Source organism: Metabacillus hrfriensis (genome assembly GCF_030127205.1).
Lineage (GTDB): Bacteria > Bacillota > Bacilli > Bacillales > Bacillaceae > Bacillus_P > Bacillus_P dongyingensis.
In genome coordinates this window covers 2,480,936-2,503,752 of the sequence record NZ_CP126116.1, presented here as the reverse complement: position 1 = coordinate 2,503,752, position 22,817 = coordinate 2,480,936, and the positions used below count along the sequence as shown (strand labels likewise).

Here is a 22,817-nt window from a genome sequence, read left to right as displayed (position 1 = left end):
CTAGTTACTTGTTTTCATTTGGGAATATCACAAGATTATCTTTGGATCTGAGTACAATATCAATCCCAAGGTTGCTAGAACTTTCTTGGGAAGGGAATTGCAGGGTCTTTCATATTACGATACAGAAATTGCAATGGAAGGGGAGGGAAGGGGGGGAAATCATAGCTTTAGTGCGTATACCAAATGGTGCACGAACTATTTTTTCTTCCAAATATAATATTAAGGTCTTTATTTACAACCATATGGCATGACTGTTCACTTCTTAAATACAAATTTATTTTTTATTCATTACCTAAGTATTAACAATTAGACAGTAAATGAATGGTATAATTATCCTAAAATGCAAATTAGGGGGATTATTTTGCTTCGTCCAATTGTAAGAAAAAGCTTTCTTGATAATTTTTATCATGATATAAAAGATCACATTCTTGAAGAGACACAAACGAAAGTGAATTTACATATATTAAAAATTGCTAATAATAGATTCGACATACATCCATTGCTATCCGAATTGTCTAATTCAATAATTACGTTTTGCTTATCAAAAAAAGAGTATCAGCTCTATGTTGACCAGCTCCGATTTGGAGAATTAAACAAAGCGGCACAGGAAAAATTTCGAGATTACCAATCGAATGAGGGAGAATTTGGGGAACTTTTACTCTATTGCTTTTTAGAATCGCATCTTGAAGCCCCTAAATTACTAACAAAAATGAATTTAAAGACATCACATAACGATTATGTAAAAGGTGCAGATGGGGTGCATCTATTAAAAGTGAGTGAAAATGAATATCAAGTTATCTTTGGAGAGTCAAAAATGTATAAAACTCTAAAGGTTGGTTTATCGAAAGCCTTTAAATCGATTGACAGTTTCTTAAATCACACAAAAAATAATGTACATTATGAGATGCAGCTTATTAATTCGCATCTTGAACAGGAAATCATAGACGATCAAACATATGAACAACTAAGGAAAATTATATTTCCCAGTGCTAATGAAGATGAAATACAAACAAATCGTGCGTTCGGAATCTTTGTCGGGTTCAATATGGAGGTTTCTGCTGAAATGAAAAAGTTGCCTAATGCTGATTTTCAAAAACAAGTGAGACAGCAAGTAAACTCACTAGTGCAGAAAGAATTGGGATCCATTACCAAGTTAATTGAGAAGTATGATCTATATGGGTATTCCTTTTATATATACTGTATTCCATTTATTGAAATTGACAAAGTGAGAAAAGATGCTATTAAAACTTTAAAAGGTGAAGTGTCATGAAACTATTTGATCGACTAGCTGCGGATGCTTTTGATGATAAATATTTTCAAAAGCTACTTGATAAGATAAATGAACTTTATTTTCAGAATTTATTTAATAAATCTCACTTTTCTTTAGATAAAAAGGAATCAATTGATCTTTTAAGATTTAGCGATATTCTATCAAACTCTTCTGATGTTAAATATAGGAGTTTGTCATATAAAATTATTACGTTGCTTTACCCGTTTTATCCTGAGGATGCATATTTTAAATCAGTTTCTACTGCAGTTTTATCGAAAATGGGAAATTTTCCAGCTCTTCAATTAATGGATTACGATGTGAAGCTTCCTATCGATCGGGAGATTGAAAAGGATGTAAAGAAATCTATCCAGCATATTAGTGAATTTGACAACATTTTTCTCACTGATTCACAATTTTCACTTTATCAAAAAATGAAAGCTTCTCATGTATTCAGTTTTTCAGGACCTACATCAATGGGGAAATCATTTATGATGAAAATTGTTATTTCCGAACAGATGAAGAAAAACATTAAACCTAATATAACGGTCATTGTTCCAACCAGGGCATTAATCCATCAATTTGCATCAGAAATCAAAAGAGATCTACATAAGCAGCTCGAAGAAAATAACTACACGGTCATTACCAATGGGAATTTGGAAGGAATTAATATAGAGGGTACTCATTTGATAATGGTACTTACTCCAGAAAGATTATTATCATATTTGTCAGAAGAAAATTATCCAATGATTCATTCTCTATTTGTTGACGAAGCTCATAAACTAGCAAGTGAAACAGATAAAAGAAGTGTCACACTTTATACAGCAGTAGAAAGAGCTATCTTCTCGAATAGAAACATTCAATTATTTTTCGCATCTCCAAATGTATCCAATCCAGAAGTATTCTTGCAATTGTTCAACAAAGGAATTGAAAACGTTTATTATTCAAATGAATCACCAGTTTCTCAACAACTTTTTTTTGTAGATTTAATAAATAAGAGGGTTACGCACTATACAGATAACGGAACAAAAGAATATAAGCCAAGTGTCGTAAATAAACATCAAAACAGTTTAAAAATAATTGATTTCTTGTCTCAGGACCAATCAAATTTAATTTATTGTAATTCTCCAAGACAAACTGTATCTAAAGCAAGAGAATTCAGTAAGAATTTTGGAGAAAAGGAGATATCAGCTCAGAATAAAAAAAGAATACAAGAAGCCACCAAGGTCATAAAAAAAATTGTTCATCCAGATTATTATTTAATTGATTGTCTACAAAAAGGCGTTGCCTATCATTTCGGAAATTTACCTCAGGTAGTTAGATATAATGTAGAGCAGTTGTTTAAAGATGGGGTTATCAAGCATTTATTCTGCACTTCTACGTTGCTTGAAGGAGTGAATCTGCCTGCTAAGAATGTATTTATATTAAATAATAAAAATGGAATCCGTAAATTTAGAAAAGTAGATTTTTGGAATTTAGCAGGTAGAGCAGGCAGATTGAAATATGAGTTATCTGGTAACATTTATTGTATTCGAGAAGAAGAAAAAGACTGGAAGAAAATTGATGACTTAGTAACAAATAAAGAAAAAATCCATCTAAATCCTACTGTAGCAAATAATTTGGAAAAGAATATAAAGCAAATTGAATTAGCCATTTTAAATCAGGAGATTTATAAAGGAAACGAAACTGAAAAAGACATTCTTCGCTATTTAGCAAACATAATCAGCATAGATACCATAGATCTCAATTCTGGCTATCAAAGTCCGATAATTGAGAAGTTATATTCAAGCAATCAAGGCGATCTTATTGAGCTCGCTCAAAAAAAAGTACGGAACATAGAAATTCCCCATCATATTCTAAAGACGAATCAATTTATGGCTGTTGAACAGCAAGAAACTGCCTATCAATATGTAGTAAAGAACAAGGATTATATACATAAAACGCTTTATCCAAAACAGATAAATTATGAGAGTTGTTTAGCTACATTAAATTTGTTTTATGATATTTATCAATGGGACAAATACGAAAGTAGGCTAAAGAATAAAAGAAGTTTATTGTATTTTGCTCTTTTAATGAATAATTGGATTAATGGCAGAAGTTTAAATGAATTAATAAACCAAAGTATAGATTACTATGCAAAAAATAGAAGAAACATCAATTATTATGATGAGAATAACAAGAAGCAATTGGAGGTATTTAATCGTAAAAGTCGATTACAGGTTAATACTCTTATTAATGATTTAATAAAAGAAATCGAAGGAATTCTTCGGTTTACGATTCAGAAATATGTAAACCATTATTATTTAATCTTACAGGAAGTGTACGGAAAAGAAAAAGCAGGAACCAATTGGACAAATTATTTAGAATATGGAACTCGCAATAGTGTTGTTATTACTCTACAAAACATGGGTCTATCTAGGTATGTTGCAAATCTTTTGTTAACGGACTTTTCTTCGCACTTTAAAATTCAAGATGGAGATTTAATAAAAATATTTAAAAATGAACTGATACAGGAACTCGAAGAAGGCAGTATTGAAATGCAAGAGGTATTAATGTTTTTATAAATATGGCTTTTGTTTTGGACATCTCTAGCATGGTAGATTGTATCGGGAGGCATATGTTTAGGACTTCAGAAAAAAAATCCAACGAGGGGTGATAGTGTGAAGATTGTGAACCTGGTAGAAATGGTAGAGTTTGAAAACAAAACTCAAATTATAGTGACCGGTACTAAAGTGAGGAAAGATGTCGATTATCTGTCTGATATGCACAAACCGTACCTGATTTATGTAGAAGGATTGTTCAAGGAAAAAAAGGATAGAGGGTTTTCAAAAGGAGCATTTACGGTGACCCTGTTTCTCGAAGATGGCACTGGCGAATGGTCAGTGCACTCCTCAGAAGAGGATACCTACAACTTTTTCAGGCTAAGCTCGAGCAGCAAGCCTTCTGAGCGGTCCCGCTTCCTTTGCTATTGCCTGAATCAGGAACCCGTGCTCGATCAAATGAAAGAGGACTTTGGGGAGCATTCGGAAATGGTTCGCTGGGTTCAACACGAGTGCCCGATATCACTCCGTGATGTGTGAAAAAACACCCTCAAGGGTGCTTAAGGAGTTCCCTTTTTTTAATACCCGGCTGTAACACCGCTTAAAATGGAGTTATAAATAGCGAGTCAATTATCACAACTCTGCTGTTCAGTTCTGGTACGACAGAATAAAGCATAAATGAGCAGCTAGGGACATTCAATGACATGACAAAAGCTGAGAGGTTACTTTGCTGTTTGCAGGATGAATCACGTACCGTTTTATTAAATGGAGGATCAATCCCCTCCATTTAATAGCGATATTAGTGAAAACTCCTCTTAATCGTAGATATGTATAGCTTCTTTCCATTACCTAGCTGTATTTCTCTTCGATTGATAACTTTGATACTATGGTCAATCTCTTTTAACCTTTTCAAGGTTGGTGGAATAATTAACATATGATACTCCTTCTTTCCTTTAAGCTCTTTAAGGTCTGCAGTTATTAATTAATAGTGTTTCCATCTATAATACGGATTATGTACAAAAGAGCTGACTAAACACTATCCACGCCTTGTTAAACAAACAGGTTCCAATAAATAGAGCTACTGCAACGATTTACAGATTAAAGGATGACGATATTGAATAGTTTAGATATTATATATGGAATGCATCCGAACATATCTATGGAAATGTTTACACTGTTTTCTGCTTAAGGAAGAAGTTTTAAATTGGGACAATCATCAATAAAACCCCAAAAAGCGGGCGTTTCCTCCATAAGAGGTGATGCCTTTTTGTATGAACATAGCAGTTTTCTTTTCTATTGTGTTTTTCACTTGTTTCTTCTTATAACCTCTAGGGAATTATTCCACTCTCTTCTTTTGATTTATCCAATAACACTACCACAAGATCATATTGATTACAGCATTTCAAACAGGAAACACCATCTCTTCTGTTGAATATAGTTGGAACCACGATTTTAAAAGGAGTTCAACCATGTATATTGAGAATGTAAGAGCCCGCATTAGCTACTTCACAGAATCTGAAAAAATGCAGCTTGCAGAAACCGCTCGAACCATTCTGCAAGAACGGAACATGATTTCCTCTAAAGTAAAACCAAGTGAGATTATGAAATATCTCGATAATTTCATAAATCATAAAGATACCAAACTCGTTTATTTAGAAGGATATTTAAGTGCATTAGACCGGCTGTACACAGAGGGAGGTAAAAATGCACTGCTTGGACAGAAAATAAGAAAAAACAATACCTGGAGAAACCTGCTTATAAAGATTACCAACGATAGGGTGTGTCCTGAACTAGAACCATATGCGGAAGATGAGTTGATGATTAAAGAATTCAAAGATGTCTTTATAACATTAGTAGAAACATTCATTACCCCAAACAGAGATGAAACAATGCAAACATTGCAAGTGTTAAAACGATTATTCAAGCCTAAGTAGTTCCATCATCATTCATATCCTTATTCTTTTCACCCTCGGGAAGAAGAAGGATACAGATGTGACGAAAGTGGAATTCATACAAGAGGTGAAAAAACATGAGCAACGAAAACGAAAATAGATACATAATATCATTAATTTACACATCAAAAATGTGGATTTATCTCCACTTTCAGTAATAGAACTGTTTTAAATATTAATAAACCATGTTCCCAAAGACGAGTAGTTGCTTGGAGTGCCTGACTTGAAGGTCTAGCTGACCAAGCTTAGACGGCTTTCTCTCTTTGAACTAATGGGGCAGGATAATTTAAGAAGGACTATTGGTAATTCATGTATAATAATAAGTTAGAGAAGAAATTTAATTTTTAATTTATTGAGAGGGAATTTTATGAAGGATATATTTTCTTATAATGCTGATATAAATAAAACTGCTTATTTAAACTGGAGAACCAAAGGACATGATCATATTCGTAACATGATTGTTTTAGCAGATGGATTTATGTCATCAGCTATTTTATTAACAAAGCTAGTATTACAAGATAATCGTGATAAAACAGCTGATGTGGTGATTTATCCCATCCTTTTTAATGCTAATCATGGAATTGAAGTTTATTTAAAAGCGATTTCTTGGTCATTAAATAATCTTCTACATAACAAAGGTAAACCATTTTCAACACATCATAATTTGATGGATTTGTTTGCTAATGTAAAATCTCTTGTTAATCAATATGAAAATAATACAGAAAAACTAAAAACATTTAATAGTTGGATAGAGCCTTTAGAAGAATATCTAAAAGAGCTATATTCTAAAATCGAAAAAGTTTCTGATCAGGGAAAGAGAGTCTATAATATTGATTTTTCACGTTATACGCTTGATATAAAAAATGAACCACAATTTTACATTACTGAATTAAATAATGTTGTGGTAGATTTGGAGAACTTTATTGTAGTATTTCAAAAAATACATCAAAATTTAGATAATTTTGCAGAGCATTATTTAGAATTAACTGAGTGGGAATTAGAGAACAACGAACATTAAGATTTTCCTTTGCTCAACAATTTGGTGAGTTGATCCAGAAAGGATGAACGCCTTTTATGTAGCATCTATTATTCTGGTGCTGTGTGGTTTGTTAAATATTTTGGCAAGACTAATTATAAATTTCGTCAACAACGCCTTAATTCGAAAAGATAATTATTATTTAATATAATAAAAACCCTTGATATTCATTTCATATACCTTTTTTAGTTTGATTGGATTAGCAACTGGTTTTATGAAAGCATCAATAAATAGCAGCTGGTTACGGCGATCATCGCTTTGACCGAGACGGAGATAGGTTAGCGTGTGATGATTAAATAAAGCCGCCAATAACTGACATAGGCGGCTTATATTTTGTTCAAAAAACAACAATGGAACTTAGATGAAATAGAGAAAGATTTAGGCAAACATAGTTTTCCAATACCAATCCATTTTGATAGGTGGCATTTATATGCAAATTTATGACGAAAAATATGTTCCTGATACTGATTTTAGTGTATTTAAGAAATACATTCATAAAATGTCTCCATACATAATAAATGTAATTACTTTATTAATGAACAATATTAAACCATTGGCAAATTTGAATTATTAAAGCAAATTAAAGTAATAAAATGAACTTCGTTATGAAATCTTATTCATAAAAGGGTGCGATTGCCGTAAAAGGTGATCGCTTTTTTGTTTTAAAAACCTCTCAAATTCCAGGATTTTTACCGAGTTTGATCCCTTTTGGGTATTAATTTTTATTCATAATATGAATACCATTTAGTAATTAGGCATAATTAATTATGAAGGAGGAGAATACAATGGTTTATAAAGATATTGAAAGATTTCATGCGGAAAAAAGAAGAAAAAAAGAAGTAAAGATGGAGCATTTAAGAAATCAACTCATTGAATGTTTCTTTAACATTTATCCACCTGATTCGATTAAGAGCAAAATTAAGGCATCCTTAAATGAAAGTTCTTTACCGACTTTTATATGCAATTACAAATTAAGCTCATCCTCAGACAATTTAGCTCCTGAAGAATATATCAAAGTAGTCACTGACAATGAAGGAGTTTATTTGTCGGTTGATTTTGATTTTCATAATATAAAGAGGGAACTCAGTAGTTCAGATTTAGTAGAGAACTTTACTCAGTATAAAAAAATCAGAAAACGCTTAGGCTCAGATTTCCAATTTAATGTAGAGGGAAGAACAGAAGAGGGGACAATCGAAATCGTATTCTGCAAAAATTACAAACCCTTTATTTCTAGATTTTTCAATTAATGATTAGTTCAGCAGACCAATTTCAATTTGTGGTTAAAATCGATTTTAGCACACCTACTACTTAAGTTGGTAGGTGTTTTTGTTATGGATATTATATTTAACGCTCTCAACCTCAAGCCGTTTGTATTGTATAAAATGACTATTCAATTAACGGGGTCTTTAATTGAACATCTAGGAAGCTGAAACCAATTAATACGATTTTACCAACCAAGCGTAAAAAAATTCTGGTATTGTGTGCAGCTTCTTTTTATTATCCTTCTGAAGAAGCTGAAGGGCATTTTGAAGAATACTTAATAGAAACTTATGAGAAATTAGCTAACTATAACTTTGAGGTTAATGATAAGAGATATAAAACCATAGGCAACGCAAACTTATTTATAATAATGTCGGTTATCACCACTCTCCTTACTCTTGGTTGTTATGTACCTAGTATGTTTAAAAAAGATGCAGGCATCCAAGAAGTAAAATTAATAGGTGATACTGATACTAATAATATAAAGATAGAAGAAAAATCTAAAGCGAAAGTACAGGAGGAAGAAAATGTCGAATAGCCAAGATTCAAGTCAAACGCAACAACCTATTACACCTGCTACCACTCCAGCAACGATACCAGTAAAACCTAACCCGCATTATAGACGTGAAAATTTCACAAAGAATCATGACAAAAAAAGTGAAGGTCTCAAAAGAAATACTGATAATAAAGGTTGAATATTTATTATGACTCACCATTAATTGGTGGGTCTTTTATATTTATAACTATTTTTACAGTTTGGTTTACACTCTGAAATGAAATCTATACTATATAATGTCTTTACCAAACAAACAACGACGGAGAGTGATGTAGATGAAAATGAGAACAAAGTATATGAAATCAAAACAAAAAAATTAATATGAAAGAGCAAATTGATGAAGCTTTCGATCTCTTAGACTTTTTGAAAGAAAACGGTGACTTAACAAGTTGTTTTAAGGTTATCCCAATTTTGAATAAATGTTACTAAGTAATGAGGCAGCATTGGTAAAAAAATATTGTTTCTATTTTCAGGAAAAGTGAAACTCATTTCACCTGAATTTCGTAATTAGATATAACGGAATAATGGGGTTTTATATTGAGAAAATTGATTTCGCTGCTCAAAACGGCGTTGCTCCTATAATTAAGGTAATTCGTGCTAACCAAGTAAACTATATTACAGCAGAGATAACAAAAACAAGATCCTATCATATCACATAAGAGGCGTATATTAATGTATCTTACAGCAGAGATAACAAAAACAAGATCCTATCATATCGCATAAGAGGCGTATATTAATGTATCTCAAAGAAGAGATAATAAAACGGTGGGCAGGGCTTTTTCTGCGTTATAATTGTAAGTGAAGATTATATCTCAAAGTAGAGATAAAAAACCATGGCTAGAAAATGCTGTGTTGCCGCTTCCCTTAACGGTGTGACGGTTTAAAATATCTCACAAAAGAGATAGGTTTTAGAGAAAAGACTTTTTCCATAAATGCAATGAAAAAGTTCCTTTTTTATATAAATAATGAAATATATCTTTTTTTATAAACGGGTAAATGGAATAACTCTAAACGAGGAGGCTGTACATGTACAAGGTCACGATGGAAATCGAAGTAAAGAAGGATACTCATGCGAGGGATGCGTATGAAGAGCTGTCCCGGCTCATTCGCCTCTTCATTGATCAAAATGATAAAGAGTTGAAAGAAAAGCACTATCACTCTGTCTTTTCCTATTACAGTTTCAGCAATATGCATCCTTTTGAAAAAGATCTGATTTATAAAGCGGGAAAGTATTATGTTGTTGAGCTCAGAAGTCTCCACAAAGAGTTTCTTGATATGAAGATGTACCAGGGGTTAGAAACGGAAGCTGTATCAATAGCAGATGTCTCTTCGACCAAACTTTTTTACCACGGGTCTGGTGAAATTCAAACAGAGACCCCGTTGTTTATGAATAATAAGCCGCTCTCATCTAAGGATGAACGGGACAAGCTTATCGATTTGTTGCGGGAGAACATTGTATTTCGCTATCTGAAAAGCGGGATGAATCAAAATGATGACATTGCATTTGTCCGTTCGCAGGTCGTAGAGAAGATAGAAGTGACAGACCGGCTGATCACCGTCCCATTTTCAAGGAAAAAGTTAAAAGACGGCTCAGCGTATCGGTATCACTGTTACCATGCGAAAGTGTTTTTTCATGATAACGATGTGGCGAAGGAAGTGGAGAAAGTTCTCTATGCTGGGGGGATTGGGAAAAATACGAGTAACGGTTTTGGCTTTATTCGGTAGAAAGGAGCGGGAGTATGTTCATTTTAGAAGGTCTTCACGAAGGGTATTATCGCTCTGAGTCTATTGAGCCAACCATCGATAGCATACTGCGTTTTTTGGAATTTCACTTAAACAAAGAGCCGGGCAAACACGAAGATTTCGTATCCCGGAAATTCAAAGAAGTCAACCAATTCGTTGTTATAGGGTTTGACAGCCTGGAACCGGTGTCATTAAGTGTTCACGGTACATATGAAAAAGAAAAAATGAGTGAATCGCAAATGAAGAGCCATGATTTGTTTGATCCTCTGTTTCACGGTTCAAGCATTACGAACAATCAATATCGCAAATTGTATATACAGCAGAAGAAAAAGACACAAAACAATATGAATGCTTTTTCAGATTATGTTATCTCCCATAAAGCACTCGACAAAACCCTGCCTAACCTAATCACTCTTTCCAATGAGCACATACCTGAAGAAGAAACGGTGAAGCGGCAAATTTTACATCACATGTATCAGATATTTAATGATTATGCTGGCAGGCTTTCCGAATCTGGGGCAAAAACGCAGGGGCTCGTTTTTTTTATAGATTTTAATACTGTCCTTGATCTTGATGTATCGGAATCAGAAAAAATCAGGTTCATTCACGCTCTAATAGAAGAAACCGGATTAACCATTCCCCTTGACTACAGCCTCTTAGAAGAGGAAAGGTGGTTAAATGCATTTGTCTATGTCATTGACTCCATTCGTTTTCAATCGCAAGAAATATTTGAAATAAATGAGCCACATCATTCCTTGGAGGATTTGTTGTCTAAGACAGTTCTTTTAAACTTTGAAATGCCAACGAACGAAAAAAAGATATTAGGGAAACGGTATACCTCATTTGTTGAAGAAAACCATGGGTTGCCAAAAGTCAGCTTCCTGGAGCTGGTACTGTTACGTTATTTGGTCGTTTCGATTAATAAACAAGGGAAAATGGAGGACAGTGGTTTTCTATTCCCTTTAAATGAGATAAAGGATCAGAGTTCAAGTGTAAAACGGGTAATCCAAGTGGTGGCTGACCCCTACGGGAATGTCGGCATACACAAACTCGAGCTCATTGATCTTGAACGTGATGCAGAGTTCATATCGAACATTAAACGGTTTGGTTTGCATTATTTCGATGAACGCATTCCAGAAGAACAGGCTTTGGAAAGATTCTGGGCAAAGTTTTTCAGCAGCATGGAACCTGTGATGAAAGAAGACCCGAAATTAAAAGAACGGATCTTTCAATTAAAAGGTGAAAAAAAGCACATGACACTAGCTCGGACCATTTATGATTTATGCTTTAGGCGGATTGAGAACAAAGTGCGGAATTCAGATTCGTACACGTATTATACGTTTGTGGATTTCGTGTTTGTACTAAGCGTGTTATCAAATGGTCGATTGGTTTCAGAGGAAGAAGGGATGGGTTTTATGAAGCAGCACATAAACGTATACAGCTTATTGCAGCAGGAAGTACTGACCAGTGAAGAATTGCATTTTGTGATGGGGCATCTTGCGGCGAGAACCATTAAGGATTCAAGAAACAAAAGCTCGTTGCAGAAATCTTTTCTAAAGAAAAATCGAACCGTTGAGATTTTGGATCAGATAAGCAAAAGAATGGAAACGGGTATGGGTGAAATAAGCAACCCAACTGACATGAAACGACAATTTCAGGTTATCGTTGAACATATGGATTCGATTGAAGAGTCAGCTTTGCTAACGGCAAAACAGAAATTTTCATATGTGGCAGGATTGATTTCAGGTGATATGCCAAAGAAAACCACCAAAGGGGACGAAAGCAATGACAGCGAAAACGAATAGAAGTTATGTGCTGCAGACAGTGATTTCAAAAAACGGAAGCTGGAACAATGACTTCGACGGTATGCCGAAGCAATACAACAATCAGTTCTTTGCGAGTGACCGTGCGTTGAAATACGCTGTTCGTCACCTCATGGAACAAATGGGACTAGACGTTTTCATTAAAGACTGGATTGTGGCGAACAAAGATAAGGGAAAGAAAAAAGAGTCAAAAAATCAAACAACCTTCTATACGATGCCCAATACAGAACTAAAAGCGTACATCAAAGAAAAAACAGGGAAAGAGTTTTCGGAAACTTTTTGGACATTCGCCGATATCCGTCAATTTGGTTTTCTGTATGACAACCTGAGTCTTCATGGTGTCGCTCAAATTTCGCAAGGTCTTGATCTTTACCGGAAGGGAACGTTGTATGAAGATGATTTGACCGGGAGAATGGTGTTCGGATCAAAAGACAAAAGTGACAAAGAAACAAGAGGGATGGCTTCAAGAACCTTTTTATCTGAAGCTCATTATTGTTATGAAACAAGCATCAACCCTGCCAACGTAAAGTTTTTGGAGGATATTGAAGGGTTCGAGCATTGTGTGTATACAGAAGAAGATTTCGCGTTATTGCTCGAATGTTTACACTATGGTCCAAGCAACATCAAATCCACTCAAAAACTCAATTGCTACACGGGTTTCATGGTTCAGATTGATTTAATAGACGGAGAAAAGACCCATCTTGGAAATCTCCAGGGCAAGCTTACGATTGAGGATGGAAAAGAAAACAGAATGACGGTTTACAATCTTCAGCCATTATTTGACTACTTAAAAAGAAAAGAAGAGGCAGCTGGGCATCCGATTTATCAAGACATTGTCGTATCCTATGAAGCAAGCGAAATCGTGATAAAAGGGATTCATCAATCGATGGAAGAGGTCAAAATCAAAAAGCTGTAAAAGGGAGTGGGCAGATTGAACGCAATTCAAATGGATATCTCTGGACAATTCGGCTTCTTCCACTGGAATAAAACAAAGGGAGATCTCCGGGTCACGAATCTGTTTATTTCACGGACAGAGGTTCTTGGAATCTTGGGAGCCGTTCTTGGTTTGGATGGATACGCTCAGGAACGATTTAAACAGAAGCATGGCAAAGATAGTGTTCTGTTTTCGCATCAACTGCAGGGGTTACATGTATCCATTGTGCCAAGAGAAGAAAATAAACCGCAGTTTTTTGATGACCAGTTGATCCATCGCTCGATGGAGCACATCAATAAAAAAGGTGCCCTTATGGTGAAGATGAAGGGATTGGTTTCTCTGCATTACACGCTGTTCATCTCAAAGGGGCAAGTGGATGACCAGATTTTTGCTACACTCTGTGATTACTTGAAAAAGGGATGGGCAGAATACATTCCGTATTTTGGGCGAAATCAGTTTCCGTTATCGTTCGATTTTGTCAAAGAAGTGCATTTGAGAGAAGCCGCGTCCAATGATTTAGTGATTCATTCCCTGTTTAAAGAACATGACGTGGAAGACTGTCAAATTGATGACATTGACTTGACGGACGGAGCTTATCACTATGTCGATTCATTGAGAAATTTTTCGCTGTCTGAACAAACGCTTTTTACGCAAGAAACGACCCTTTGGTCTTCTTTTGAAATGAAGCCTCTCACACCTGTGTATGTGACAGAGGAGAACCAGCACATTGTCTTTTTGTAAAGGAGACCGGCATGAATCTTGACCTCACGTTATTAGCCAAAAAAAATCAAACCATCGAGCAGCATACAAGGGAAGCGATGGATTGTGCGACCATTATTTTGAACCGTTTGGGCTCCGTCGTGCAGCGAATGGCAGAAGCATTGCCCCTTGATTGCTTCAACAAACATACGAGTTCTGTCGAGCAGGTTAAAACATTTATAACCGAAAACGTTCAATTTCATGATTATGGCAAAGTGAATCCCTACTTGCAAGAACAAATCAAATCCACCAACCATCATTCAAAGGAAAAACGGCAGCACGCAATTTATTCGTATTTGTTGTGGCTGTGCAAAAAGGAAGGGGAACAAGGGTTACAACCTACTCACGAATTGTGGTACCTGATCGCTTACGGCACCATTAAAGGTCATCATAATCGGTTAAGGCTGCCTGACATGACAAAAGCGTCCGTTAAGGATCTGAATGATCTGATTGGAGACTTGTTTGCCTGGGGTGTCATCGATGAACAAGACAAAAAAAGCATTCGTAAGGGGATTGCCCGGTTAAATAAAACCAAATCCAGTGAATATGCAGACATTGCGTTGACCATCGCTAAATTATCGTACTCTGTTTTAACATTAAGTGACAGTATTGCATCTAGCGAAATCCCGCCTTCAGATTATGAATTGGCAGTAAATCGTCTTATCGGGAAAACAATTAGCCAAACAGATCTGCTAACTCGAATCAACGACTCTCAAACAGCAAAAGCCGTTCAATCCTCTTCCATTTCAGTAGATGAAACCTTTGAAGATCAGATCGAATTAAACGATATTCGGACGCTGTTAAATAAGAAATCAAGCCATGCCTATAATTCTTCTGCAGATATCTATGTGCTTGAAGCCCCGGTGGGTGCAGGGAAGACCCATTCATCTCTATCGCTAGCCAAGGAAATCATCAAAGAAAAAAACAAACGAAAGATTGTTTCTGTGTTTCCTTTGAACAGCGTGCAAGCTCAGTATCAGGAAACCGTATTGAATGAGATGAAAGCGGATGAACAATGGATCAATGTGATTAATTCTGAATCCTTATTTCGGGCTCCGGATTTACAATACGATCTGGAAGAGCTAGAAAACGTGAATAAAAGCAACATGTGGTTATTTGAGAGGAGCTGCTTCTCAAGCGAATGGGTCATCACCAGCCATGTGCGGTTTTTTGATACCCTTGCGTGCATAACCAGGCAATCAAGTTTAGGATTTCTAAGTTTGATTGACAGTGTGGTGATCATTGATGAATTTCAAACATACCCTCCTCATTATTGGGAAGGGATATGGAATGAACTATTACGTCTTAGTGATTTTTTAGGCATTACCTGGATTTTTACGACGGGGACCTTCCCTGTCTCAAAAAAACAGCTCCTGAATGCATATGGAAACCGTATTTCCTATGTGTTGACAGATGAAGAAAACAATCAGTTATTTTCACATGCAAAAATAAAAGGGCGTTGTGATATTATTACCTTATCAGATGAACCTTACCACACCATGAAGGAATTAAGTCTGGATATAATGGAACGGATAAAAGAGAAAAAAGAGTTCAATCAGTTTCTGATTTGTCTTAGTTTTGTGAAACATGCAAAAGAAGTATTTGAACATCTATCTCACTATTTGCCGGAGTATCACGTGTATTTTTTGTGTGGACGGCATTCTTCTGCTTATAAAAAGGAGCTTATTCGAAAGATCCATGAACACAATCAACCCAAACATCGGCAAGAACGGATGATCCTTGTGACCACAAAAACCGTCGAATGCGGAATGGACTTTGATTTTGATTATGGCTTTAAAGAGCATGATATGTTTCCAAGTGTTGAACAGCTGTCTGGGCGTATCAATCGACACTCTCTGCGTAAAAATGGGGGGCTTGAACTTTTTTCTATTAAGCGAAGAGAAATGGATATTGAAAAATATTTTTCCTCTTTCCGAAATAGCCAGGCAATCGATTTGATGAACAATAAAGCATTTTTAACGCTTTTTCATCACCTTTATGCCTACAACAAGATGAATGTGAAGACCAAACAGAAAATCGTTGACCGGTTTCATCATCAGCTTGACTATGATGAACACGAGAAATTTTTGAGAATCATTCAGTCGAATCATTATACAATGGATATCTATTTAGTGAAATCAGATGAAGAAGCGGAAACATTCCGTTCAATCGTGAACTCTTTTTCATTTGGAAATTCGTATGCAGAACAAATCATTCAGTCGATGAAATTGAGGAAAGAGCTTGAATGTTTTCAAATGACGGTTTCGCTTAAATGGCTGATGCACCACTTACGTTACCGGCTTGTTGCAAATGAACTTGACGGAATCCCTTTTTACCTAATAGGTGATCAATCGGACCCTTTATCGATTCTTGATCGTTTTAAAGTGGGAGACGTGAGTTCTTATTTAGAAAAAGAAATAGAAGATGAGGAATCTTATGAATTTTATTGAGCTTTGACGAGGGGTATTTACCATATCTCATAGGAGAGATAACAATATGCCACAAGGACGCACGATTGAAGAAATCTTTGTTGTTTTTAACATATCTCATAGATGAGATAACAATAGGTATGCCATTCTGAACGCTTCTATTTCAGTGTGTATTTAATATATCTCATAGGAGAGATAACAATTCCCATACACGGATCGTTTGAGTGTCAATATCAGCGTATTCAACATATCTCATAGGAGAGATAACAATTCGTTTACCGCACGGAAAGCTACGGTTGGAAGTTGTAAACACTTCTCATAGAAGAGATAAAAATGTGTCAGGTCGGATAAAAGCCGCATAGTCACTTATTCAATATATCTCAAAGTAGAGATAACAATTAGTCAAAGCCTTTCTGACCGTTATCTTCCTCAACAGGTAATCAACATATCTCATAGGAGAGATAACAATTCCAAACTCATCACAAAAGCGACCAAAGAGAAAAAAGTAATCAACATATCTCATAGGAGAGATAACAATCCGTTTCACTCCGCTCTCTCTTATTTTCCCCCGGTAATCAACATATCTCATAGGAGAGATAACAATATCACCTTTACTCACAGAGAAGGAATCTTCCCTAAGTATTCCATATCTCATAGGAGAGATAACAAAGTTGTAATAGGTACTAAGAAGGCACTCCGCAAGGTTTTAATCTATCTCATAGTAGAGATAGTAAAGTAATGTTTGAAGTTGTGCCTTGGTAACCGTGTAGTTTGTAATCAACATATCTCAAAGTAGAGATAACAATCTTACTGTCGGACGCATGGTTATTCATTACCATCAATATTTAACATATCTCATAGGAGAGATAAAAATCTAGACGTTTATAATGGCAAACCAGTTATGTTTCTCTTAAATATATCTCATAGTAGAAATAACAATCGTCGAGGGAAGAATATTTCCATGCTTTCCGATGCAGTACTCAACATATCTCAAAGTAGAGATAACAATATGATGTTTCCTATCGGAGAATTCGCTTATGGTTTTCAACATATCTCATAGAAGAGATAGAAATCTATAATATGGTGGGGAAGGAACAAATATTCAATAGGAGTAGAATGAACGTGTGAAGGGGAAAATAAGCTGACGAGAAATATGAAAGTTGTGCCTTGAATAAATCTATCTTGGGGGAAAGATACCAATCCTTGACCGACATCTCGGAGGTCTTTATCATCTGGTTAATCTATCTCATAGAAGAGATAATAATAACATATCGTCCTCGAACCATTCATGTTCAATACTATTCACATATCTCATAGGAGAGATAAAAAAGTCGTAATGGGTACTAAGAAAGCACTCCGCAAGATTTTAATCTAACTCATAGCAGAGATAACAATTTGAATAATGGTTTCGTGCCATCGTTGTCCAAAGATAATAATGCGTCTAAAATGGTGCCTTTCGCATTTCATGTGACCTTACTAATATATCCATAGGAGCGATAACAATTGGAATACTTCATCCGCAGCAGGGAGTGAAGGCATGTGTTTTACATATCTCATAGAAGAGATAACAAACCACGGTTGAATCAGTGGTTACATGAGCATATAGTAGTTTCATTCTTGAAAATAGCTTGATATCGTTTTTGAATACATTGTTGTATAATCGAATAGAAACGGACATTTAAGTATAAAAGTGAAGTAATGAGATACAGCTGGGTTTAGACGTGAAGAATAATGATTTAAATAGCACTTTGATTGGTTCCAACTGAATTTCCCTATATATAGGGGGAGTCCTGACATACAAAGGAGATAGTAGGAAAAAGCCAGTATTAACGAGGGCTTTTAAATATATCTCATAGGAGAGATAACAATCACCAAATTGAATTGATAGACAAAAACAGTTCAACTTTTAAATATATCTCATAGGAGAGATAAAGCTCCAGCAAGAACCAGCATATGAATCAATTCCCTTTGGGGATTCCTGACAGGTCCACGTAACTTGAGTACGTAGCCATTTTATTGGAAGGTAAAGCTTACAAAAGGCACAATCAACGTTTTGGTCAAACTATTAGTTTTGAAAAAGGGCTTCTCTTTTAGAGGGGTCCTTTTTATTGACAATACATTTCCCAATTTTTCAACAAGCTTCTGGTTTAGGTGTAAAATAACTTTGTTTAAAACCAATGCCAAGGAGGAGTTCATATGAAAGTATCGTTAGAAAATGCAGAGGAGAAAAGAGATCGACAATATGATGTATCTGTGGGTGATATTGTGAAAGTTGTCGAATGGGATGGCAACACGCAAAAAGGCAGAATTTGAATCACTGTCACCTATTACGTTAATCGGGAAAGCTACGGGTGAAAACTACTGTGGTTCAAAAGAAATTATTGTATCTCCGTAATTTCTTAAATGGTATCAGGATTACACAAAGGAATACACTCGTGCATCCTACTGCCAGTATGAAATGAAAGTAGATCATTCAATGACCGGTTTATATGTGTATGCTGTTCCAAATAAAAAGTCAGTCAAACATAAAAAAACACCTATGGGAAGGACTTTAATGTAATAAGGTATTGATATAAATTGGAACGCTTAGAGCTTTTAATCTGAGCGTTATTTTTAATTTAGTTACCATGGAAGAATAAAAAACACAAATTATGGCGTTTAGACACAACATTATTTGTCAATAATTAAGAAAATAGTTGTTTCTAAATCACCTATTTCATGTATATTTTTAGCAAACTATTATTTTTTTCTTACTTTCAGCAATCTATAAAAGTGTTAAAAAAATACATAATAACGAAAAAAATAGAGGAAACTTGCTGAGATTCATATGCTAAGATGGCGTATTTTGCTAGTGAAAGATTGAGAAACTCTATTTATACTGTGTAACAAATGGAAATAACTTCATGATTTAGAGGAGTGAGGCTATTGTATACACCTATTGAAATGAAACGGAGTACAAAATTTGGCAACAATTATTGGACAGGTTACAGTCCCAAGGTAAAAAGAACCACCCGCTTTTTTAGTGATCTTGAGTACGAACACTGGCTGCTCGTTGAATGTGACCCAAAGATTATTGCCTTTTGCGAACAGCCTTCGTTAAAAGCGGAATATGAATGGGAGGGTCAATTGAGACATTCTGTTTTTGATATGTGGGTCCTTTATAAAGGCGGGGAAGAAGAGTTTAGGGAGATTAAATACACCTCCCATTTAGAGGAGGAACATCCTCACTATCACCAAACACAAAAGCAACTCAACATTCAGAAAAATTGGTGTCATGCAAATAAGTTTATGCATTCCATTCAAACAGATAACCAGATTAGAAAAAATCTTATTCACTTAGATAATTGTAAAATACTTGTCTCTTTTATGAGATTCTATGAAAAGCATCATGCAGACATTACCTCGCTTATTACCGCTCATTTAAAGCAGATCAAAAGTGAAAGCATTGAACACCTTCTACTCAGAATGAACAGGTACAGTGAAGGGGATGTGTGCACAGCCATTTTTGCCGGGGTTTACCAAGGTGATTTTTCCATTTCAATTGAACAGTCCCCTATTTTAAAATCAACGGTGGTGTCACCGAGTGGGTCATAAACGTTTAAAAGAGTGGCTTGGAGACAGGGATGACTGGAACGTTGAGAATTGGCATCAGGTCAATGTTCCTTCCTTAAAACCCGAAGATAAAGAGATTTTCCTCAACAGAAAAAAGGCGATTGATTATTATATCAATAGCGAGAGAACATTATCAGAAATCCAGAATGAAACAGGGATAGAGAAAGCCGCCCTCTACCGATTATTAAAAAGATGTTTGTATAAGGATATGTACAACGAGAACTTTGGATATCGGGGGCTTATTCCTCATTTAAAAATCAAGGAATACGAAAGAAAGGACCTCCCGGTTGGATTACATGCTAATGCGACCGGTGCATTCACGTTATTCTTGGACAGATATCCTGAAATAAAAAAGATGATTGATGACAAATTCTTCGGAAAGACAAAAAATGTCTTAATGGATCGTCACATCGCTATTAAGAACCTACACAACCAAATGGTCCAAGCGTGTAAAAAAGCTGGAATAAAAGGGAATGAATACCCATTTACATCAAAAGATTCAGCCAAACGCTCTTTAGAAAGATACCTGAAAAAACTCGCTGATTTTCATTTCTCTTCAGGAGCCTCCCGGTATGGCGAAGAAGCCCGAACAGCTGCTGTTAACACTGGGATGAACCATAAAAACAACCACAGCCTTCGTCCTTTTCAAAGGGTACAGTTAGATGGACATCGCATCGATGTATTAATGACCTTGAAATACCTCACGCCCGATGGCAGGGAGGTCGTGGATAAGATCGATCGTCTCTGGGTACTTGCTATCATTGATGAAGACACACGGGTGATACTTGGGTATCATGTCTGCATCAAAAAAGAATACAACGCTGACGACGTCATTTACTGTCTGCAAAACGCTGTGAAACCAAAAGAACCAGTGACATTCTCCATTTCTGGATTAACGTATAATGAGACAGCAGGATTTCCTACATGGAAAAGTCATGGATGTGAATGGGTATTGTGGGAAGAAATTCTATTAGATAATGCCAAATCCCACCTGTCGCAAAAAGTGACGGATTGTTTACATGACAACATTCGCTGTTCGATCAATTTAGGACCCGTTAGCCAGCCACAAAGAAGACCTCATATCGAACAATTTTTCCGTATCCTAGAAGAGAATGGATTTCATCGTCTCCCCAACACGACAGGAAGCAACCCAAAGGATCCCAAGCGAAAGAACCCTGAAAAGTTTGCAATGAAATATGAAATAAACGAAAAAGAACTCACTGAACTGGTAGAAGTGTGGCTGGCTAATTACAATGGCACACCAAAGAGTGCCTTATATGGATTAACTCCTCTGGAAGCCTTGCAGCAACGTGTGGAACAGGGTGTCATTTTACGGAAACTCCCTTACGAAAAACGAAATGATACAGCATTTTTTGTCATAATCACTGAAAGACGAGTTAGAGGCGATATCAAAAAGGGCAGAAGACCACATATATTTTTTCAGGGAGCCTATTACCGGAGTGACAAATTAGGCAGCTCCGGAGCATTCATCGGGAAAACACTCACTCTGCACGTTAATACAGAAGATATCCGAACGCTTAGAGCCTTTTTACCTAATGGAGCTGAGCTAGGTATTCTAGAAGTGACAGGTCACTGGAGATATCAAAAGCATTCACTAGTCCTGCGAAAGAAAATTATGGGAATGATAAAAAGCAAACTTATTCAGTGCAGCGATTCTGATGATGTTCTTGCCGCCTACGAAAAGCATTTGATTAATAAAGCAATGGACAGCAAAAGTACTCGAACCGAACTTGCGAACCTTAAGCGAAATCAGGAAATAGAGCCAGAATTCCCCCCTCCAGTCACCGAGGTAGAAGATAAAACAAGGGTAGAACCAGAAATACAGGCAGAACCAATAAAACCAATGATTAAGAAAACCTTTATCTTGTAGAAAGGGGTGTGCAAAAATGCAGCCTTCAAGTGAGAGACCGAATCTCCCACCACTTACTCATCCGATTTATACAGGACAATACCTGCTCGGAACCAACGAAATTTATAAGATGCACCAGCAAGTATACAAGTGGATTTTCTGTAGGTCTCCTGGAGGAATCATTTATGGAACCCAGCGAATTGGGAAGACACGAGCCATTCGTTATCTGCAGCAAGTATTACCCGAGCAGTTCGGATCCGATTTAGAAATATTTTTTTTCATGAGCCATTATTATTCAAGACCGCATGATCATGTTTTCTATGATGATATGCTGAGAAATGTTCTTCATACATTGGATACGTCTGATGTTAAACCTTCAAGAAAAAGGGAAAGGCTCATGGCTCATTTGATCGAGAAAGGCAAAGCATGCAAACAAAGAAGAGTAATCATGCTTATCGATGACGCCCAACGCCTAGAACATGAACACTATGAGTGGCTGATGGATATGTATAATGTTCTTGATGCCAACAATGTGGTCCTTAGCGTTATATTAATAGGGCAGACGGAACTATTGAATCAGAAAAACACCTTCATTCGTGATGGTAAAAGTCAGATTGTCGGACGTTTTATGGCACACGAACATAAAGTTTCGGGTTTAAGAACAGTTGAGGATTTTAAGGTGAGTTTAAGAGGCGGTGAGTTTAAGAGGCTATGATGAAGATTCACGATACCCAGTCGATTCAGACTATTCGTTTACACGATATTTTTTCCCTGACCTTTTTGACGAAGGGTTCAGATTGGAGCAAGTAGCAGAGGAACTTTATGAATTATTCATTAACCTTAGGAGAGAACGCAGCATTCATACCCCGCTGAATCTATCCATGCAGTACTTTACAAGGGTTATTGAATACATTCTTATGATGTATGGCGTTGACAGTGAAAACGTTAAAAAGATCACGCTGGCTCACATGAAAGAAGCAATTCAATTCACGAACTTTGTTCAAGCTGAACAAGCTACCCATAAATTCACGTAACG

17 protein-coding genes are annotated in these 22,817 nt (G+C 36.0%); all 17 read left to right on the top strand.

Going from position 1 to position 22,817, the window contains the following annotated elements; genetic code table 11:
• Positions 1 to 361 precede the first annotated feature (361 nt).
• The 17 genes from QLQ22_RS12480 (at position 362) to QLQ22_RS12400 (ending at position 22,815) form a co-directional block, all read left to right on the top strand.
• Positions 362 to 1,270, top strand: coding sequence for a HamA C-terminal domain-containing protein (locus QLQ22_RS12480; protein ID WP_284016718.1), 909 nt, complete (start codon positions 362 to 364; stop codon positions 1,268 to 1,270).
• Complete coding sequence (locus QLQ22_RS12475; RefSeq protein WP_284016717.1) at positions 1,267 to 3,831, top strand: DEAD/DEAH box helicase; 2,565 nt, start codon at positions 1,267 to 1,269, stop codon at positions 3,829 to 3,831. The genes QLQ22_RS12480 and QLQ22_RS12475 overlap by 4 nt, the downstream gene beginning before the upstream one ends.
• 96 nt (positions 3,832 to 3,927) lie before the next feature.
• Positions 3,928 to 4,347 (top strand): hypothetical protein, encoded by a 420-nt coding sequence (locus tag QLQ22_RS12470; protein WP_284016716.1) that lies wholly within the window; start codon positions 3,928 to 3,930, stop codon positions 4,345 to 4,347.
• Between the two features lie 929 nt (positions 4,348 to 5,276).
• On the top strand, positions 5,277 to 5,741 hold the full coding sequence (locus QLQ22_RS12465; RefSeq protein WP_284016715.1) for a hypothetical protein: 465 nt from the start codon (positions 5,277 to 5,279) through the stop codon (positions 5,739 to 5,741).
• Positions 5,742 to 6,126: 385 nt separating this feature from the next.
• Positions 6,127 to 6,777, top strand: coding sequence for a hypothetical protein (locus QLQ22_RS12460; RefSeq protein ID WP_284016714.1), 651 nt, complete (start codon positions 6,127 to 6,129; stop codon positions 6,775 to 6,777).
• Positions 6,778 to 7,580: 803 nt separating this feature from the next.
• Positions 7,581 to 8,042: a hypothetical protein gene (locus QLQ22_RS12455; protein ID WP_284016713.1), complete on the top strand. Its 462-nt coding sequence runs from the start codon at positions 7,581 to 7,583 to the stop codon at positions 8,040 to 8,042.
• 230 nt (positions 8,043 to 8,272) lie between these two features.
• Positions 8,273 to 8,593, top strand: a complete 321-nt coding sequence (locus QLQ22_RS12450; RefSeq protein ID WP_284016712.1) for a hypothetical protein — start codon at positions 8,273 to 8,275, stop codon at positions 8,591 to 8,593.
• Positions 8,583 to 8,750 carry a hypothetical protein gene (locus tag QLQ22_RS12445; protein WP_284016711.1) on the top strand — a complete coding sequence of 56 codons (168 nt, stop codon included), beginning with the start codon at positions 8,583 to 8,585 and terminating at the stop codon, positions 8,748 to 8,750. Before QLQ22_RS12450 ends, QLQ22_RS12445 begins: the two co-directional genes overlap by 11 nt.
• A gap of 887 nt (positions 8,751 to 9,637) precedes the next feature.
• Positions 9,638 to 10,336: a hypothetical protein gene (locus QLQ22_RS12440; protein ID WP_284016710.1), complete on the top strand. Its 699-nt coding sequence runs from the start codon at positions 9,638 to 9,640 to the stop codon at positions 10,334 to 10,336.
• A 14-nt stretch (positions 10,337 to 10,350) separates the two neighbouring features.
• On the top strand, positions 10,351 to 12,159 hold the full coding sequence (locus QLQ22_RS12435) for a hypothetical protein (RefSeq protein ID WP_284016709.1): 1,809 nt from the start codon (positions 10,351 to 10,353) through the stop codon (positions 12,157 to 12,159).
• Complete coding sequence (locus QLQ22_RS12430) at positions 12,140 to 13,093, top strand: type I CRISPR-associated protein Cas7 (RefSeq protein ID WP_284016708.1); 954 nt, start codon at positions 12,140 to 12,142, stop codon at positions 13,091 to 13,093. The genes QLQ22_RS12435 and QLQ22_RS12430 overlap by 20 nt, the downstream gene beginning before the upstream one ends.
• Positions 13,094 to 13,108: 15 nt before the next feature.
• The gene (gene cas5 / locus QLQ22_RS12425; protein ID WP_284016707.1) at positions 13,109 to 13,852 is read left to right on the top strand and encodes a CRISPR-associated protein Cas5; all 744 of its coding nucleotides are present in this window, start codon (positions 13,109 to 13,111) and stop codon (positions 13,850 to 13,852) included.
• 11 nt (positions 13,853 to 13,863) lie between these two features.
• Positions 13,864 to 16,320 (top strand): CRISPR-associated helicase Cas3', encoded by a 2,457-nt coding sequence (gene cas3, locus QLQ22_RS12420; RefSeq protein WP_284016706.1) that lies wholly within the window; start codon positions 13,864 to 13,866, stop codon positions 16,318 to 16,320.
• 2,904 nt (positions 16,321 to 19,224) lie between these two features.
• Entirely contained in the window at positions 19,225 to 19,893 is a 669-nt protein-coding gene (locus tag QLQ22_RS12415; protein ID WP_284016705.1) for a TnsA endonuclease N-terminal domain-containing protein, read from the top strand.
• Positions 19,883 to 21,802 carry a hypothetical protein gene (locus tag QLQ22_RS12410; protein WP_284016704.1) on the top strand — a complete coding sequence of 640 codons (1,920 nt, stop codon included), beginning with the start codon at positions 19,883 to 19,885 and terminating at the stop codon, positions 21,800 to 21,802. Before QLQ22_RS12415 ends, QLQ22_RS12410 begins: the two co-directional genes overlap by 11 nt.
• Positions 21,803 to 21,818: 16 nt before the next feature.
• Complete coding sequence (locus QLQ22_RS12405; RefSeq protein WP_284016703.1) at positions 21,819 to 22,496, top strand: ATP-binding protein; 678 nt, start codon at positions 21,819 to 21,821, stop codon at positions 22,494 to 22,496.
• Positions 22,477 to 22,815: a hypothetical protein gene (locus tag QLQ22_RS12400; RefSeq protein ID WP_284016702.1), complete on the top strand. Its 339-nt coding sequence runs from the start codon at positions 22,477 to 22,479 to the stop codon at positions 22,813 to 22,815. Before QLQ22_RS12405 ends, QLQ22_RS12400 begins: the two co-directional genes overlap by 20 nt.
• The last annotated feature ends 2 nt before the right edge of the window (positions 22,816 to 22,817 follow it).

Bases quoted from the DNA above. Each gene is read 5' to 3' on its own strand.
- QLQ22_RS12435 (WP_284016709.1), top strand. From the start codon at position 10,351: ATGTTCATTTTAGAAGGTCTTCACGAAGGGTATTATCGCTCTGAGTCT.
- QLQ22_RS12445 (WP_284016711.1), top strand. From the start codon at position 8,583: ATGTCGAATAGCCAAGATTCAAGTCAAACGCAACAACCTATTACACCT.
- QLQ22_RS12440 (WP_284016710.1), top strand. From the start codon at position 9,638: ATGTACAAGGTCACGATGGAAATCGAAGTAAAGAAGGATACTCATGCG.
- QLQ22_RS12465 (WP_284016715.1), top strand. From the start codon at position 5,277: ATGTATATTGAGAATGTAAGAGCCCGCATTAGCTACTTCACAGAATCT.
- QLQ22_RS12455 (WP_284016713.1), top strand. From the start codon at position 7,581: ATGGTTTATAAAGATATTGAAAGATTTCATGCGGAAAAAAGAAGAAAA.
- QLQ22_RS12405 (WP_284016703.1), top strand. From the start codon at position 21,819: ATGCAGCCTTCAAGTGAGAGACCGAATCTCCCACCACTTACTCATCCG.
- QLQ22_RS12460 (WP_284016714.1), top strand. From the start codon at position 6,127: ATGAAGGATATATTTTCTTATAATGCTGATATAAATAAAACTGCTTAT.
- cas3 (WP_284016706.1), top strand. From the start codon at position 13,864: ATGAATCTTGACCTCACGTTATTAGCCAAAAAAAATCAAACCATCGAG.
- QLQ22_RS12430 (WP_284016708.1), top strand. From the start codon at position 12,140: ATGACAGCGAAAACGAATAGAAGTTATGTGCTGCAGACAGTGATTTCA.
- QLQ22_RS12475 (WP_284016717.1), top strand. From the start codon at position 1,267: ATGAAACTATTTGATCGACTAGCTGCGGATGCTTTTGATGATAAATAT.